The following is a 16,428-nucleotide window of genomic DNA, read 5'->3' on the forward strand; positions in this document are numbered from 1 at the left end:
CGGGATGAAGTCCGGTCTCCCGTCACCGCCCATTCGTACTTCCCAACCACCACAATGTATTAATCGGTGGTGCCGTTCACAAAGGAGGGTCAAGTTGTTCAGGTCGGTTGGCCCACCTAGGATCCAATACACGATATGGTGCCCGTCGCAGTGTTTGGCGTGGCTTTTACAACCGGGAAACGCGCAACCGCGGTCCCGCATGACAAGTCGTCGCCGTTGCCCGGTGGTGATAATTCTCTTGGACCGACCCAAATCCATCGGCTCACTCTCGGTCCCGAGAACAGCAGGAATCACCTTGCAGTCACACGCCAACATCCGCGCCTCCGCCGCCGTGATCACGCCGCCATAGTCCAGCATCGCCGTCCCGATACCGGACTTCAACGTCTCGTAGTCCACGGTGACCGCCACATGGACCCGATCACCACCATGAGAAGGAATCTCGTCCACGGTCATCGCGAGGCGGACCAGGTCAACGAGAGCGTCGGCGTGGCGTTCCCATTGGCTGCGGGTGTCGCGGCCTTCCTCGGTGGAGTGCGGTTTCGCCAGTGGGTCGAGGGCGGCGCGGAGTTGGGCGTAGGCCAGGTTGTCGAGCTTGCCTTTGAGCGTCGCGGTTCCGTCGCGGTGTTCCTGGAACGACAACTCCCGCTGCGGTCTCTCCGGCGGATCCTTCGGCTCCGGCCCATCCGGGTCGAACGTGTTCAACAACCGGTCGCCGGCTTTGCGGACCTCGAGGGGTGTCGCCTGACGGGCGAGGTCGACGAGGATCTTCTCCGCACCCGCACGATCCCGAGCAGACACCGTCGCGGGCATCTTGATCATTGTGTTCACGATCTCATCCACATGCGCCGGAGTGATCTCACCGGCACGTGCCGCAGCACCAGCCAGTGGCGCGATCGCGGGGATCTCCGTGCCGCCTAGCGTGCTGGAGGAGTTCACCGCCTTGCCCCGGATCACGATCCGCTTCGCCGCCGCCGGGCCGATCTGGGTGACATCATCCAACCACAGTGCCGTGTTCAGATACTGGTAGACAACCTTCACACCCTCGGTCTCCACCTTCGCCGCCAGCACACCGAACAGCGCGTCACACTCGTTGTAAATCCGCGCCAGTTGACGGGCGATCGCAGCAGCTTCCACCGGATTCGCACGCCGAATCTCGGCAAGCGAGGGAAACCGGATCACCGAGCTGGACACCCCTTTATACTACCGCAGATCGAACGCCTCTTCGATACACGAACGACTGAACCGCTTTATCGCTGCACGTGATCATGGATTGGACGTGAAGGCCACCTTCACGGCAAATTACGTCGTGAAGGTGGCCTTCACGTCCAACTGCACATCGCAGGTGTCACTCACAGATGCACCAAGCCCGGGAGGCCGGTTGCTTAATGTGAGCGACTGCAAGGAAAGTCCTTTTCGACTTCTGACGAAACGCAGCCACCGGCACAGCGGAACGGGCCAAGATCCGCCGCTACAGAATCCCAGTCCGCCCAGGTCCTTGCTGCAGTAGAGCCACCCGCACAACGGAACGGGCCATCAAGATCCGCCGCTATTCGACGGTGACGCTCTTCGCCAGGTTGCGCGGCTTGTCGATGTCCCGCCCGAGGTGGATCGCAATGCGGTGGGCGAACACCTGGAGCGGGATGGCGAACAGGATCGGGTCGAGTTCGGGTTCGCTGCGGGGCACGCGGATGACGACGTCGGCCAGTCCGTCGGGGAGCTCGGCGTTGGTCACCGCGATGACCGGGCCGCCGCGGGCTTTGATCTGTTCCATCGTCCCGATGTTCTTGGCCAGCACCTCGTCGTCGGGCACGATCACCACCGACGGCATGTGCGCGTCGATCAACGCGAGCGGGCCGTGCTTGAGTTCGGCCGCCTGGTAGGCCTCCGCGTGGATGTAGGAGATCTCCTTCAGTTTCTGCGCACCTTCGCGCGCGACCGGCCAGCCGCGGACGCGGCCGACGAAGAACATGTGCTCGGCCGACGCGAACCGCACCGCGGCGGCCTCGATCTCGGCTTCGGCGGCCAGGATCTCGGCGATCCGGTCCGGCAGCTCCGCCATCGCCGCGACGATCCGCTTGCCGTGGGCCATCGATAGGTCCCGAACGCGGCCGAGCAGCAGCGCGAGCATCGCCGAGGACACGCACATGTTGGTGACGGCCTTCGTGGACGCCACCGAGACCTCTGGACCGGCGTGCAGCAGGACACCCCGGCCGCACTCCCGGCCGACCGCGCTGCCGACCACGTTGACCATCCCGATCACCCGGCCGCCCTTGCGCTTGAGCTCCTGCACGGCGGCGAGCGTGTCGAGCGTTTCGCCGGACTGGCTCACTGCGACATACAGCGTTTCCGGGTCCACGACAGGATTGCGGTAGCGGAACTCCGAAGCCGGTTCCGCGTCCGCCGGGAGCCGCGCCCATTCTTCGACGAGGTTGGCGCCGAGCTGGCCCGCGTAGTACGCCGACCCGCAGCCGAGGAACTTCACCCGGCGGAACGAGCGCAGCTCGTGCGGGTCCAGGTCGAGGCCACCGAGCCGGGCGGTCGAGAAGCGCTCGTCGAGCCGGCCGACCAGCGCGCGGCGCACAGCGTCGGGCTGCTCGTGCATCTCCTTGCGCATGAAGTCGTCGTAGCCGTCGTGCTGATAGTCCTCGTCGGCGACGTCGACCATGGTCTCGGTCTTCGACGTCCGGGTCGCCTGCAGCGTGCTGGTGTGGAAGTCGTCGGCACCCAGCGTCGCCAGCTCGCCGTCGTCGAGATAGACCACGCGCTGCGTGTAGCGGACCAGCGCGGCGATGTCGGAGGCGACGAACATCTCGCCTTCGCCGATCCCCAGCACGATCGGGCTGCCGTTGCGAGCGACGACCAGCTCGTCGGGCTTGCGGACGTCGAACACGACGATGCCGTAGGCACCTTCGACCTCGCGCAGCGTCGTCCGGACGGCGTCTTCGAGCGAGGCGGCGCCGTCGCGCAGCGCGCGGGCGATCAGGTGCGCGAGGGACTCGGTGTCGGTCTCGGAGGTGAACTTGACGCCGTCGGCGGTCAGTTTCGTTCGCAGCTGCTCCGCGTTCTCGATGATTCCGTTGTGTACCACCGCGATGTGGCCGTCTTCGTCCACCTGCGGGTGGGCGTTCGCGTCGGTCGGTTCGCCGTGGGTGGCCCACCGCGTGTGCGCCAGGCCGACCTTCGCGGTGAGCCCGGTGCCGACCAGGTCACGCAGTTCGTCGACCCGTACCGCGGCCTTGGTCACCCTCAGCCGCCCCCGGTGGGGCACGGCGATCCCCGCGGAGTCGTAACCGCGGTACTCGAGCCGGTGCAACCCTTCGAGGAGGATGGGGGCGGCCTCACGACGGCCGATGTACCCGACGATTCCACACATGCGAAAAACCTTCCGTACCTGATGAACCCGGGGCGGCCGCGCTGGTCGCGGGCCCGCTACCCGTAGACGATGCGGCGGAGCTGGCGCTCGGTGAGCTCAGGCGAGCCGACGGGGCGCTCGGCGAGCTCGGCCGAGATCACCGCCCAGATCAACGTGTTCCGGTGCCCGCGCCGCTGCAGTTCAGCGTGCCGGCGCCGGACGAACTCGTCGGTCGTCTCACTGAAGTAGGCGACCACGTCCGCAACCACCCGCGACGCCGTGGACGCGGGCAGACCGGTCGACGCGGCAATGTGCAGAGTCAGCTCTGCATGCGGCGACCGGTCCATGTCCAGCACTGTGACAGTCCAGGGCGCCCGGCGCAAATTTCCTGCCCGAAATCGGGCAGGATTTCCCCGATTCGCCAAAATTTGCTGGTTCACCGGCCCGGTTGGCGACTTTCGGACCCCCGGCGACCCATACCCAGCCCGCGCCGGATTGCCTGCCAAACAGCAGGGCGCGACCGCGAACTTCGTGCTCAAACCCGATTCCCGCTAGGAACGCGTCGGTCAGACGGCGTGGGCGAGAAGCATGGCGGCGGCTTCCTTCGCCTTGAGCGCGGAGTCCGGCGAGCCCGAAATACCGGCGGTCACCATCGCACCCTCGGCCAGCAGGGTGAGCTGGTCGGCAAGCCAGGCCGGGTAACCGGCGGCGGCCGCGAGCTCCCGCAGGTATTCGCCGAACGCGTCCTTGTGCTCCCGGACCACCGCCGCCACCCCCGGTGACGTGGCGCCGACCTCGCCGAAGGAGTTGATGAACGCGCAGCCGTGGAAGTCCGGTTCGGAGAACCACTCGCCCAGCCAGTCGAACACCGCCAGCAGCCGCAGCGCCGGATCCGGCTCAGCCTCGACATGCCGCGCGAGCCGACCCCGCCACCTGACGTCCCGCCGCCGCAGGTAAGCCTCGACGAGGTACTCCTTCGACGAGAACAGCTGGTAGAGCAGCTTCAGCGAGACACCCGAGCGCGTGCGCACGGCGTCCATACCCACCGCGTGCACCCCGCGCTGGTAGAACAGCTCCTCGGCGGCGTCGAGCACCAGTTCACCGGCCACGTCGCCGTCCATGTCAAGCCACCCTCGCACCAGGTACCACCGAGAACCACCGTTCTCCTCCCAGCCTACTGGCACGATCACAGATATGACCGGACCCCTCCCGCCCAGCGTCGTGCTTGTTCACGGTCTCTATCACGACCCGCAGCATTTCAACCTCATCGCGCGTGCGCTCCGGGCCAAGGGATTCGACGTGGCGGTTCCCGAACTTCATCGCGGCTCGCTCGAAGCGGACACCGAAGCGGTGCAGCAGGTCGTCGACACGATGAGCAGGCTTCCCGTGGTATTCGGGCATTCCTATGGCGGTTCGGTGATCACCGGTCTCACCAGCGTGGCTCACCTCGTCTATGTGGCTGCGTTCGTTCCCGCCGAAGGCGAAAGTGCGGCCGGGCTCGGCGGCACCAGTCCACAACTTGCCTCGGCGATCGTCTCTTCGGAAAGCGGCGCGACACACCTCGCCCCCGGAGTCGCCGCAGACCTCTTTTACCACGATTGCCCCGCCGAACTGGCCAAGCGGGCAGTCAGCCTCCTGCGCCCACAGCTACCGGGGTGCGGTCGAGGGATCCCCCGTCGGCACGCCTGGCGTGACACACCCAGCACCTACGCCGTGTGCCAAGGCGACCTGGTCCTTGACCCAGCCCTCCAAGCGCGAATGGCAAGCCGATGTGGCACGGTCCGCACCTGGCCGTCCGGCCATTCACCTTTCCTGAGCCGCCCCGACCTCGTCGTCGAGCTCATCGACGAGGTCAGCCGCCAAGCCGTCGGCCCGGATGACAAAACGGCTCTTGTGTCGCGTGTGGATCGCGAGTGTGGGACTCAGCGCCCTGAGTGTGGGACTCGCGGCGTGACCCCGGTGGGCTCGGTCAAGCCGCGTCATGGAAGACCAGCCCGAGCGTGTGGCGAAGGCCCGAGCGCACCGTGGAAACACCGTGCCGCATGGGCGCGGCGGACCAACCGCGCACTGATCGCACCGGCCGGTCGCGGGTGGTGAAGATCAGCCCGTGCCCCTGCCGAAGCAGGTTCGACATGCCTCGCGATTGTGCTCGCGGCCGCTGTTCGACCAGCAGGAACTCCCCGCCGGTGTGATCGACTTCCGGTTCGTCGAGGCCGATGACGACCTGCAGCGGGAACACCAGGTCGCCGTAGAGGTCCCGGTGCAGCGCGTTCCAGTCGCCCGCCTGGTAGCGCAGCAGGATCGGAGTCGGTTTCACCTGGCCCGCCTCGTGACACCGGTCGAGCCATTCCTCGAGGGTGTCGGGCCATGGGGCCGGCCTGCCGAGCTTCTCCGCCCAGCCCCGCGCGATGGGCAACAGGATCGGGTAGAACGCCGACCTCAGTTCCGCGACGACCTCAGGCAGCGGGTGCGCGAAATACCGGTACTGCCCGGACCCGAACCGGTAGCGGGCCATGTCGATGGTGGACCTGAACCGCGTCACGTCCGCGTACAGCGCCGATATCCGCCGGCATTCCGCCCGGCTCAGCAGCGGACCTGTCGGCGCGCATCCGTACTCGTCCAGCTCACCCGCGATCACCCCCGTGTCCAGGCGGGCCATGCGGGAACCCCGGTCTGTCGTCACTGCGTCCATACTGTCCATCCCATCGGCCGGGGCGTGCTGCCGCTGGCGGAAAACAGACCTCGTGTCCAGGTGTGAAAGACCGCGGAACTGGGTACTGACTGACTGCCATGGTTCCGCCCAGGGCGGACCGGACTCTGTCATTTCGGATGAATCGGACTGTGTTACGCCGGATTTCGGGAGTGCCCCATGCTGAGCCACCACGACAAGGCCGAACTGGATCGGATCGAGCGCGAGCTGGCGGCCAGCAGCCCCGAACTCGCCCAGCTCCTGCGCACGGGCAAACGGCCCCGGCGCGGCTGGATGAACGCACTACTGGTCGTCACCGGCACGCTCGGCGGGCTCATCCTGGCGCTGGGCATCATCGCGGCCAACGCACCGCTCGTGCTGTGCGGCGTGATCGCGGCCGGTTGCGTCGCCACCGTCCTCATCGTCCGCCGGGCGCATCGCAACGACTGACCCCTCAAGCCCCTCCCGCCAGAACCGGCCGCAACCACGGCGGAATGGCGCTGCCTTCTTCGTAGCAGAGGTCCAGCAGCCCGACGGCCCAGCAGAGCATGTGCACGAACACCACTCGCATCTCCTCCGACTGGGACGCGACCAGGTCGAGTTGGAGTTCGGCGTCTTCAGCGGATCCGTGCACGTAGGCGAGCATGATGCGAGTCGCCGCGCGCTGCGCCGGCTCGACGTCGTCGATGGAAATCGGCTGGCCTTCGAGGTCCTCACCACCGACGACGAGCACGTCGCCCCCACCCGTCTCCGAGCTCCCCACCAGTGAGAACAGCATCTCCACGTTGGCGATGGCCAGTTCGCGGACGCTGTCGCGGGCCGTCTCGTCCGACGCGGCGACCAACTTCGTCCACAGCATCACGGCTTCTTGGTCCTCACCCCGGCGCAGAGCTGTCACCGTGCCCACGATGATCGACTGGACCACCTCGCGGTCATTCATCGCCCTCAGCTCCCTCATGCGCTCGACCAGGTAATTGTCGTCGGCCCACCCGCAAAACGGCGGCCGGCTGGGTACCTGGTACCCAGCCGGCCGCCTCGCCAACCACAAATCACCGAGCCAAATTTCCGAGGGTCAGCGAGCTGCCTGATGTCGTCCCAGCAGGGTCACCAGACTGTCGTGCTCGCCCGCGTCACGGAAGTTGGGCGGCTCCGGCCTGGTGAACGTGTGGTTTCCCGCTCCCAGCGCCGCCAGGAACCGCGCCACGGCCTTGGGGGCCGGGATCACCTCGGTGCCGCCGAGATAGGCCAGCACGGTCAACCCCTCGTCACCGACCGCGTCCACCACGACCGCCCATCCGTGCCGCTCATCCCAGGTCAGCGCCACATCGCGGCCCGGGAACCGGCCAAACCGCCCGTCCAGCGCCACATACGCCGACGCCGGCACGTCCAGATCCACCGCACAGGACTCCAGTCCCACGCCCAGCGCGGACGCCACCGCGTCCAGATATCCCAGCAGCCGTCGCGAAAATTGCCGCTCGGTGTCACTCTCGAGGTCACTGCCTAAACCGACCAGGCTGGTCACAGCGTGTTCCACCGTCCCTCACCCGTTTGCGAATCCCTCGGCCCGGCAGGTCACCGGAACCGAGTAGTGGCTGCCCACCCACGATCGCGTTGAACACATTTTCCGATATCGGGAGCCGTGGCGAAACAGCCGAAAAGGGAGTATTTCATAAATACTATGGCAACGAAGTTGGGCGAGTACCAAGAAAAGCGTGACGCCGACCGCACGCCGGAACCGTTCCCGGACGGGGCCGAAACCGGTTCCGACGATGGCGACACATTTGTGATCCAGGAGCACCACGCCCGCCGGCTGCACTGGGACGTGCGGTTGGAGCGTGACGGAGTGCTCGTCTCGTGGGCCGTTCCGATGGGCCTGCCCAACGACCCCGAAACCACGCACCTCGCCGTGCATACCGAAGACCATCCCTTGGCATACCGCACTTTCGAAGGAACGATCCCGGCCGGCGAGTACGGCGCGGGCCGCATGAGCATCTGGGATTGCGGACGTTACGAGACTCTGCACTGGAACGACCACAAGGTCGACGTCGTCCTTCGTGGCGAGCGTGCAAACGGGCGTTACGAGCTTGTCAACCAGCACGACGAAGACGAGCCGCGGAAATGGATGATCCGGCGCAAGCACGCTGCGGCCGACGGATGGGAACGCCTTCCGTCATTTCTCAAGCCGATGCTCGCGGAATGCGGGAAAATTCCACCAACCGCACCGAAGGGTCGGTGGGCATACGAATTCGACTGGTCGGGACTGCGCACTTCAGCAAGGATCCGAGGCGGCCGGGTCGTCCTACTCGACGCCGACGGGAACGACGTGACCGACTCATTTCCCGAACTTCGTGGCCTTGGCGAAGGTTTCGGCTCCACCGAGGCCTACCTCGACGGCGAAATCATCGTGCTCGACCAAGGCAAGACCAGCTCCGACGCGCTGGCTCGACGACGACAGGTCACCACGGTCAGTGCGGCGAAACGCCTCGTCCGGCAGCTGCCTGCGGTCTACCTCGCGTACGACATCCTCCACTACGACGGCGAAGTCCGGTGGGACCTGCCCTACCTGGATCGGCGGGCGCTCCTAGCGGATCTCGGGCTCTCCGATGAGCACTGGCAGACACCGGAGCACTATCTCGACGAGGGCGAGGCCGTGCTGGAGGCGAGTGAAGCCCACGGACTCGCCGGGGTCGTGGCGAAGCGGACAACCAGTCCATACCGGTCCGGGGAACGCTCACGTGACTGGCGCCTCATCCCCACCACCACCCGGACGTGTGAAACTGTTTCGCGGTAGGCATTCCGGCACCACCCGCCGGGGGCAGCGAGGGAGGCAGCGTCGTGGTCTTCACCTTCGTCCGCCGGTGGTGGGATCCCGCACGGCCCAGTCGGCAGAGCACGGTGGAACTGGCATGCGGCGGGCGCGTCGCTGTGCGCGACGCGAACGGCCACGCCACGCTCACGGTGACCACCGCACCCGATAGCTCCGGGCGGACGCACACCGTCATCGTCCCGCTCTCGATCGCCGAGAAAGCGGAACTCAGCCAGGCTCTCGGTTCCTCGGGCGACAAGAACCAGGGATCGCGCTGACAACGCTCACTCAGATGTGCCGCAACGTGTAGGCGGCTTCGGCGTACACACCTCCCTGCGGGCTATCGGGAGCAGGCTCGACCCCGGACACCTTGCCGGCGAACATTTCGGCGTTGTCCACCGCGACATACCCGAGGGCGTCAGAGGTGTCCCAGTAGCGACGGGTGTTGGCCGAGACCGCGTACACCGTCGTGAAGGAGGCGTCGGGCGCGGTCAACGCGGCACGCACGAATCCGACGCAGTCGCGCGGGCTCAACCACGTCGCCAGGTGCCGGGTATCCCGCGGCTCCTCTTCGAAACTGCCGATGCGCAGACAGACCACCGACAGGCCGAACTTGTCCGCATACAGCCGGCCGAGCGCCTCGACCGCGACCTTGCTGACACCGTAGAAACCATCCGGTCGCGGTGGCCGAGCCGGTGACACCAACTCCGACACGGGGTAGAAGCCCGCCGCCCGGTTGCTGCTCGCCAGCACCACCCGCCGGACGCCTTGCCGCCGGGCCGCCTCCAGAACGTGATAGGTCCCCTGGACGTTGGCCTCCATCACCTCCGCGAACCCGGCCTCGTCCGGGATCCCACCGAGGTGGACGACGGAGTCCGCACCGTCGAAGGCCGCGATCATCCCGTCGAGATCGAGCAGGTCCAGCTGCCGCGCTCGCTCGACCGGGTTCAGCGGGTCCACCGCGACTCGATCGAGCAGAACCAGCTCCTCTGCCTCGTCCCGCAGCGCGGCTCGAACCACGGTGCCGATCCGGCCGGCCGCACCGGTCAGTACGACACGACCCAAGTTCCTGGTGTTGGTCATGTCGGCAGTGTGCCGGAGGGTACCGACAGTTTCCGGCGGTTTGCCGACCAACCTCGGCGGGTAACCAGCGAAGAGACGATCAGCAAGGGAGTAGGTCATGCCGGAAGCGACGTGGAGCAAGAAACGCGAACGCCAGTACGAACACATCAAGTCCTCGCAGAAGAAACGCGGCGCCGGCGAAGACCGCGCCGAGGAGATCGCCGCGCGCACGGTCAACAAGAACCGTGCCAGGGCCGGTGAATCCTCAACGGCGAGCAAGACCTCGATCCGGGACATGTCACCGCAGAAACGCGGCGGGCAAAGGTCCGGCCGGGGCCAGGGGCCGAAGGGTCCCACCAAGGATCAGCTGTACAACGAAGCGAAAAAGCGCAATATCGAAGGGCGTTCGAAGATGACCAAGAAGCAGCTCGAAAACGCGTTGAGCCGCTGATCCGGCACACCGGAAAGGGCGCGTTACCCGCAGCTGCGGGTAACGCGCCCTTTCGCTTCGAGTCGGTGTCTTTTCGGTGCGGTGCCTCAGGAATCCGGCATCGTGTAGCCGGCCTGCTGCTCCAGACCGGGGCTGACGCTCGGAAAGCGCCCACCTGACTGGCCGGGTACCGGGCCGATGACGGGGCCGTTCGTCCCGTGCTGTGTGGCGCGCAGTTCACGGCGCCTGGTCGCGGCTGTCTCCATCACCTGGTCACCGCGGATACGGCTCAGGATCGCCAGCGTGACCCCGTGGGCCACCGCGAGCAGGAGCAGCACCACGCCCAGTCTGCCGACCACGGCCGCCATCGAACTGCTGCCGCCGAGGTCGATCGTGGAGAGCAAGGCCAGCAGGCCCAACACCGCGAAGTGGAACATCACGGTGATCAGCCGGACCATCGAAGCACCGGCCACCGGGTCACCATAGGAGTGCTCGAGGTACCGCCGTCCGCTTCGGTAGATGAACTGGCCGTCGACCAGCACCAGTGCGACACCGATCAACAGGAAAGCCAGATACGCGTTGTCGTCCATGCCGAACGTCCTTTCTCGCCGCGTCCACAGCTCCGGGTCCTCACTGGGAGTACCCCCGCCGCTGCATCGGGAAACCGCTAACCCTCGAACGTGTCGGGGTCCGGTCCGGTGCGACGGCCCTTGTCGAGTCCCGCGATGGCGGCCATTTCATGCCCGCCCAGCTCGAAGTCGAAGATGTCGCGGTTCTCCTCGATCCGGGACGCCGTCACCGACTTCGGGAAGATGACGTTGCCGTGCTGGAGATGCCATCGCAGCACCACCTGCGCGGGTGTCTTGCCGATCTTCCCCGCGATTTCGGTCAGCGCCGGCTCGTCGAGGACCTCACCCTGCGCAAGAGGGCTCCACGCCTCGGTGATGATGCCGTGGTCCTGGTGGTAGGCCCGCAGTTCGGTCTGCTGGAGTGCGGGGTGCAGTTCGATCTGGTTCACCGCCGGTGTGGTCGTTCCGGCCTTCACCAGTGCCTCGAGGTGCGCGGGCTGGAAGTTCGACACCCCGATAGCGCGGGCCTTGCCGGACCTCGCGAGGTCCTCGAATGCTTTCCACGTCTCGACGTAGAGGTTCTTCTTGGCCAGCGGCCAATGGATCAGGTACAGGTCGACGTAGCTGGTGCCCAGCCTGTCCAGGCTCCCGTCCAGCGCCTTGACTGCGTTGTCGTAGCCGTGCTGGTCGTTCGCGAGTTTCGTGGTGATGAAGACGTCTTCACGAGCGATGCCGGACTTCGCGATGCCGACGCCGACGCCGACTTCGTTGCCGTACATCTGCGCGGTGTCGATGTGCCGGTACCCGACGTCCAGCGCCGTCCGGACACTCTCCGCGGTGTCGTCGGCGGGGATCTGGAACACGCCGAAGCCCAGCTGAGGAATGGTGGTGCCGCTGATGAGCTCGATATTCGGGATGTTCGTCATATCCTCTCGGCTACCCGGGATCAGCCGCACCGAAACGTGCGATCGGCCGACCGCGGCGCGTCGCGAAACTCCCCGAATCAGTCTCCGAAGCTGTCGGCGCGGGCCGCGGCCCAGTCCTCGGCCCAGCCCTGCGGCGGATCTGACAGCAGCTCACGCTTGCCGAGCCATTCGTAAAGCTCGCCATAGGAACGAACCGTGCATGGGTCGACGCGCCGACGCAGCATGTGCGGCCCCAGCTCGTCCGGATGCTGCGCGCCGAGGGTTGCCATGATCTGCATCGCGCTGCGGACCGTCGCGCGCTGGAATCGGTGCACCCGCTCGGACTTGTCGCCGACATCGAGCGCGCGAGCGCGTTTCGGGTCCTGAGTGGCCACCCCCACCGGACAGGTGTTGGTGTGGCAGCTCTGCGCCTGGATGCAGCCGACGGCGAACATCATCGCCCGTGCGGCGTTGGTGTAGTCGGCGCCCTGGATCATCCGCTTGACGATGTCCGCGCCCGAGGCGACCTTCCCGCTGGCGCCGATCTTGATCCGATCCCGCAGGCCGGTGCCCACCAGTGCGTTGTGGACGGTCATCAGCCCGTCGGTCAATGGCGTGCCGAGGTGGTCGGCGAACTCCAGCGGCGCCGCGCCCGTCCCGCCCTCGGACCCGTCGACGATGATGAAGTCCGGGGTCGTGCCCTCGTCGAGCATTGCCTTGCACACAGCCAAGAACTGCCGCCGCGAGCCCACGCACAGCTTGAACCCGGCGGGTTTGCCACCGGAGAGCTCACGCATCTTCGCGACGAACCGGACAAGTTCGCGCGGGGTGGAGAAAACCCGGTGGTACGCGGGTGAAATGACGGTCTCCCCCAGCGGCACATCGCGCACCCGGGCGATCTCGGCGTTGACCTTCGCGCCCGGCAGCACGCCACCGACCCCGGGTTTCGCGCCTTGGGACAGCTTCAGCGAAACACATTTAACGTTGTCGTGCGCGGCTTTGTCCGCGAACTCCCGTTCGTCGAAGCCGCCATCCTTGGTGCGGCAGCCGAAGTAGCCCGTGCCGAGTTCCCACACCAGGTCCCCGCCATGCTTGAGGTGGTACTCCGACAGCCCGCCCTCACCGGTGTCGTGCGCGAACCCGCCGAGCGCGGCACCCTTGTTGAGGGCCAGGACCGCGTTGGTGGACAACGATCCGAAGCTCATCGCGGATACGTTGAGCAGCGCCATCTCGTAGGGCTTCGTGCAGTCGGGGCCGCCGATCGTGACCGTCGGCGGGACTTCCGGCGGCGGTTTCGGAGCCATCGAATGCACGAGGAACTCGTGCCCGTCGGCGTAGACGTCGCGCTCTGTCCCGAAGGGCTCGGCGTCCTCGGCGCCCTTCGCCCGTTCGTAGACGATGTCGCGAATGTCGCGATCGTACGGACGCCCGTCGAAGTTGCGCTCGATGAAGTACTGCTGCAGCTCCGGCCGGATCCCCTCGAACAGGAACCGCAGATGTCCGAAGACCGGGTAGTTGCGCAGGATGGAATGCTTGCGCTGCACCAGATCCCACCCGCCGATGGCGGCCAGCAACAGCAGCGGGACGGCGAGCACCCACCACCCCGCGGAAAGGGTGACGGCGAGCGCCGCGACACCGAGCGCGACCAATCCGAGCAAGCCGACCAGGCCGATTCTCAGCACGTCAAGAATCTAGACGCCGACCCGCGGACCCGCAGCGCCGACCTACTGGTTCTCCGCAGGCGGCACGCTGTGGATCGCGAGCAGCGCGATGTCGTCGTGCTCGATGTCACCGAGCCACGCGCGGACATCGGCGCGGACACGCTCGACCACCTCGTCCGCGGTGAAATCCACACAGCCGGCAAGGAGCTGGATCAGCCGCTCCTGGCCGTAAAGCTGCGTGCGGTCGTGGTCGCCGCGGGCCTCGGTGATCCCGTCGGTGTAGAGCAGGCACATGTCCCCGTTGGCCAGGTCCACGCTCGCCTCGGCGAACCGGGCATGCGGGGAGATACCGACCAGCATGCCCGGCAGCACCACCTCCTCCACCTCACCCGTACGCCGCAGCACCAGCGGCGCCGGGTGTCCCCCGGAGGCCAGGGTCAGCAGCAGGCCGTCGCGTCCGGGAACCACCGAACCGACGACGAGCGTGGCGAACCGGCTGCTGCCGGCGGCGATGAGCGCTTCGTTCAGCTTGTCCAGCAGCTGCCGCCCGTCCCGCTCGACGAGGTGCAGCGCGGCTAGCGTGTGCCGGACCCGGCCGGTCAACGCGGCCGCCTCGGCGCCGTTCCCGCAGATGTCGCCGAGCACCAGCAGCGCGCTGCCGTCGGCACGGGGATGCAGGTCGTAGAAGTCTCCGCCGACGTCGAGCGCCCCGCTGGACGGCTCGTACCAGACGGCCGTCCGCGCGCCGCGCAGCTCGGGCAGCAGACGCGGGCGCAGCGTGGTCTTCAGGCCTTCGGTCGCTTCCTTCTGCAGACCGAAGCGCTCAGCGGCGGCCAGCGCCTCGCCGGCGCGCCGGGCGAAGTCCCCGATCGCGCGGTGCCATTCGCCGCCGGGCACCGGGCGCTCGCTGGTGCAGCCGAAAACGACCGCTCCGGGCACCCCGCCGCCGTCCGCGGTCAGTGACGCCACCGACACCGACTGGCGCTGTCCGAGCCTGCTCACGAGGGCCGAGGGCAGACCGAGAACCTCGTCGCCGGACAGCTCGACGGCGGTGGAGTGCCCGACGGCACCGGAGACGGCTTCGGTGAAGATCGGCGCGATGGCCGGACGCACTCGCCGGACCTTTCCCCGCGACGCCGTCGAGCCGGCTTCGAAGCCCCACCACTCCCACCGCCCGCGGCTCAGCGGCAGCACGACGATCGCGCAGTCCGCCAGCTCTCCCGCGGCCAACTCGGCGACCAGGCCCGCGGTGGCGTCCCGGTCCTGCGCACCGATCAGGCGCGCATAGGTCCCGGCGAGGAACGCGTCCCACTGGGGTTGGAGATCGAGGACGGGACCGGCCTCGGCCGGAGCGAAGAACGTCCAGATCCGCCAGCCCTGGCCGATCGTGCGGCACCGCACCGGCAGCCGATGCCCGGCGTACTCGATCGAACCGTCGATCGGCTCCGCCGGTGCCCCGTCGACGCCCGGGTCGAGCAGCTCTTCGAGGTCGTGCCCGGCTTCCGGCCAGTCACCGGGGTGCAGGAGCGTGAACAGCTCGTAGGCGGCCGGGTTGAACCAGCGGACGCGAGCGGCCGCATCCTGCAGCACCACCGCGTCGCGGACGTCGGCCAGCAGTTCCCGCCAGAACGAACCGGTCTCCGGCAGGTCCTGTGGCTCCGCGGCTTCGGCGTTCACGACGTCCTGTCCCGCTTCGCCCGGGCCGGCGGCCCGTCGCACTGCCATTACCGAACCCTCCCACCCATGCCCGCCGAGCCCGGCGATCCACCTCCCAAGACACCCTGTCGGTCGAAGTGTAGAGCGAATCATGGGACCCTGGTCAACGACCATGCGGTGACACGCATGGCGTCCAGGCACATGGTGGAGAGGTACGCACGCATGGCACCGCAAGGCCGGGGAACCGGCAGCCCCACCGAACCCGCACGCGACCGAGCCGAGGGCATCGACGGCGCTGTCTACGACACGGACATGTCCGGCGAGGAATCGACGCTGGAACGCCTGCTCGCGGCCGTGCGGGATCTCGGCGAGGGCAACTTCCGCCGCCGGATCGTCCTGCAGGGCGATGGCATCCCGGCGCAGCTCGCGACCGCGTTCAACGCCATCGCGGAGCGCAACCAGCGGCTGGTCAGCGAGCTGCTGCGGGTCAGGACCAGCGTCGGGCTGGAGGGCAACCTCGGCGAGCGCGTCGCGACCGAGGTGGGACCAGGCGGCTGGGCGACGGCCGTCGAGGTGGTCAACGGCCTCATCGAGGACGTGACCCGGCCCACCATCGAACTCAACCGAGTCCTCGGCGCCGTCGCGGAGGGCGACCTCTCGCAGCCGATGGCCCTGCAGCTGAGCGGGCGTCCACTGCACGGCGAGTACGCGGAACTCGGCAACACGGTCAACGGCCTGCTGGAGCAACTGTCCCGCTTCGCGTCCGAAGTCACGCGCGTCGCGCGGGAGATCGCGAGCGAGGGCCGCCTCGGCGGGCAAGCCGAGGTACCCGGGGTCACCGGGACCTGGCGCGACCTGACCGACTCGGTCAACTTCATGGCCACCAACCTCACCGACCAGGTCCGCAACATCGCCCAGGTCACCACCGCGGTGGCGCGCGGCGACCTGACGCAGAAGATCAACGTCGACGCCCGCGGCGAGATCCTCGAACTCAAGAACACCATCAACACCATGGTCGACCAGCTCTCCGACTTCGCCGACGAAGTCACCCGAGTCGCCCGCGAAGTCGGCAGCGACGGCCGCCTCGGCGGCCAAGCCGAAGTCCCCGGAGCGGCCGGGACCTGGCGCGACCTCACCGACAACGTCAACTTCATGGCGGACAACCTCACCAGCCAGGTCCGCAACATCGCCCAGGTCGCCACCGCCGTCGCGAAAGGCGACCTCTCGCAGAAGATCGCGGTCGACGCGAAGGGTGAGATCCTCGAACTCAAGAACACCCTGAACACCATGGTCGACCA

17 protein-coding genes and 1 pseudogene are annotated in these 16,428 nt (G+C 67.3%); 6 read left to right on the plus strand and 12 right to left on the minus strand.

The window, feature by feature from the left end; genetic code table 11:
- The 4 genes from JWQ81_RS00060 to JWQ81_RS00075 all read right to left on the minus strand — a co-directional run.
- Window positions 1-1,191: HNH endonuclease signature motif containing protein (locus JWQ81_RS00060; protein WP_297536556.1), on the minus strand; the 1,191-nt coding region annotated here is incomplete at its 3' end.
- A 355-nt stretch (window positions 1,192-1,546) separates the two neighbouring features.
- Entirely contained in the window at window positions 1,547-3,373 is a 1,827-nt protein-coding gene (gene glmS / locus JWQ81_RS00065) for a glutamine--fructose-6-phosphate transaminase (isomerizing) (RefSeq protein ID WP_297536558.1), read from the minus strand.
- Window positions 3,374-3,429: 56 nt separating this feature from the next.
- Window positions 3,430-3,699, minus strand: coding sequence for a hypothetical protein (locus JWQ81_RS00070; RefSeq protein ID WP_297536560.1), 270 nt, complete (start codon window positions 3,697-3,699; stop codon window positions 3,430-3,432).
- A gap of 219 nt (window positions 3,700-3,918) precedes the next feature.
- Complete coding sequence (locus tag JWQ81_RS00075) at window positions 3,919-4,473, minus strand: TetR/AcrR family transcriptional regulator (RefSeq protein WP_297536562.1); 555 nt, start codon at window positions 4,471-4,473, stop codon at window positions 3,919-3,921.
- A gap of 73 nt (window positions 4,474-4,546) precedes the next feature.
- On the opposite strand from JWQ81_RS00075, the pseudogene JWQ81_RS44720 reads away from it, so the two are divergent.
- A pseudogene (locus tag JWQ81_RS44720) lies at window positions 4,547-5,131 on the plus strand (alpha/beta hydrolase); the annotation flags it as partial.
- Between the two features lie 190 nt (window positions 5,132-5,321).
- On the opposite strand, the gene JWQ81_RS00085 reads toward JWQ81_RS44720, so the two are convergent.
- Window positions 5,322-6,011 (minus strand): 2OG-Fe(II) oxygenase, encoded by a 690-nt coding sequence (locus JWQ81_RS00085; protein ID WP_297536587.1) that lies wholly within the window; start codon window positions 6,009-6,011, stop codon window positions 5,322-5,324.
- A gap of 210 nt (window positions 6,012-6,221) precedes the next feature.
- On the opposite strand from JWQ81_RS00085, the gene JWQ81_RS00090 reads away from it, so the two are divergent.
- A complete protein-coding gene (locus tag JWQ81_RS00090) occupies window positions 6,222-6,491 on the plus strand; it encodes a DUF3040 domain-containing protein (RefSeq protein ID WP_297536566.1) in 270 nt (89 codons plus the stop codon).
- A 4-nt stretch (window positions 6,492-6,495) separates the two neighbouring features.
- On the opposite strand, the gene JWQ81_RS00095 is transcribed toward JWQ81_RS00090, so the two are convergent.
- Complete coding sequence (locus JWQ81_RS00095) at window positions 6,496-6,981, minus strand: hypothetical protein (protein WP_297536567.1); 486 nt, start codon at window positions 6,979-6,981, stop codon at window positions 6,496-6,498.
- 132 nt (window positions 6,982-7,113) lie between these two features.
- Complete coding sequence (locus JWQ81_RS00100; RefSeq protein WP_297536569.1) at window positions 7,114-7,563, minus strand: DUF6292 family protein; 450 nt, start codon at window positions 7,561-7,563, stop codon at window positions 7,114-7,116.
- A 156-nt stretch (window positions 7,564-7,719) separates the two neighbouring features.
- On the opposite strand from JWQ81_RS00100, the gene JWQ81_RS00105 reads away from it, so the two are divergent.
- Window positions 7,720-8,832 carry a DNA polymerase ligase N-terminal domain-containing protein gene (locus tag JWQ81_RS00105; protein WP_297536571.1) on the plus strand — a complete coding sequence of 371 codons (1,113 nt, stop codon included), beginning with the start codon at window positions 7,720-7,722 and terminating at the stop codon, window positions 8,830-8,832.
- A gap of 44 nt (window positions 8,833-8,876) precedes the next feature.
- Complete coding sequence (locus JWQ81_RS00110; RefSeq protein WP_297536573.1) at window positions 8,877-9,125, plus strand: hypothetical protein; 249 nt, start codon at window positions 8,877-8,879, stop codon at window positions 9,123-9,125.
- Between the two features lie 10 nt (window positions 9,126-9,135).
- Here the strand turns inward: JWQ81_RS00110 and JWQ81_RS00115 are convergent, their stop codons facing one another.
- Entirely contained in the window at window positions 9,136-9,930 is a 795-nt protein-coding gene (locus JWQ81_RS00115; RefSeq protein WP_297536575.1) for an NAD(P)-dependent oxidoreductase, read from the minus strand.
- Window positions 9,931-10,027: 97 nt separating this feature from the next.
- Between JWQ81_RS00115 and JWQ81_RS00120 the strand changes: the two genes are divergently transcribed.
- Window positions 10,028-10,360 carry a plasmid stabilization protein gene (locus JWQ81_RS00120; protein WP_297536577.1) on the plus strand — a complete coding sequence of 111 codons (333 nt, stop codon included), beginning with the start codon at window positions 10,028-10,030 and terminating at the stop codon, window positions 10,358-10,360.
- An 86-nt stretch (window positions 10,361-10,446) separates the two neighbouring features.
- Here the strand turns inward: JWQ81_RS00120 and JWQ81_RS00125 are convergent, their stop codons facing one another.
- The 4 genes from JWQ81_RS00125 to JWQ81_RS00140 form a co-directional block, all read right to left on the minus strand.
- Window positions 10,447-10,929, minus strand: coding sequence for a hypothetical protein (locus JWQ81_RS00125; protein WP_297536579.1), 483 nt, complete (start codon window positions 10,927-10,929; stop codon window positions 10,447-10,449).
- A gap of 77 nt (window positions 10,930-11,006) precedes the next feature.
- Window positions 11,007-11,834 carry an aldo/keto reductase gene (locus JWQ81_RS00130; protein WP_297536581.1) on the minus strand — a complete coding sequence of 276 codons (828 nt, stop codon included), beginning with the start codon at window positions 11,832-11,834 and terminating at the stop codon, window positions 11,007-11,009.
- Window positions 11,835-11,911: 77 nt separating this feature from the next.
- Window positions 11,912-13,495, minus strand: coding sequence for an FMN-binding glutamate synthase family protein (locus tag JWQ81_RS00135; protein ID WP_297536583.1), 1,584 nt, complete (start codon window positions 13,493-13,495; stop codon window positions 11,912-11,914).
- 42 nt (window positions 13,496-13,537) lie between these two features.
- Window positions 13,538-15,199, minus strand: a complete 1,662-nt coding sequence (locus JWQ81_RS00140; RefSeq protein ID WP_297536585.1) for a PP2C family protein-serine/threonine phosphatase — start codon at window positions 15,197-15,199, stop codon at window positions 13,538-13,540.
- Between the two features lie 243 nt (window positions 15,200-15,442).
- On the opposite strand from JWQ81_RS00140, the gene JWQ81_RS00145 reads away from it, so the two are divergent.
- On the plus strand, window positions 15,443-16,428 hold a 986-nt coding region (locus JWQ81_RS00145), incomplete at its 3' end, for a HAMP domain-containing protein (RefSeq protein ID WP_297536589.1).

This window comes from Amycolatopsis sp. (genome assembly GCF_025464955.1).
In the GTDB taxonomy this organism is placed as follows: Bacteria; Actinomycetota; Actinomycetes; order Mycobacteriales; family Pseudonocardiaceae; genus Amycolatopsis.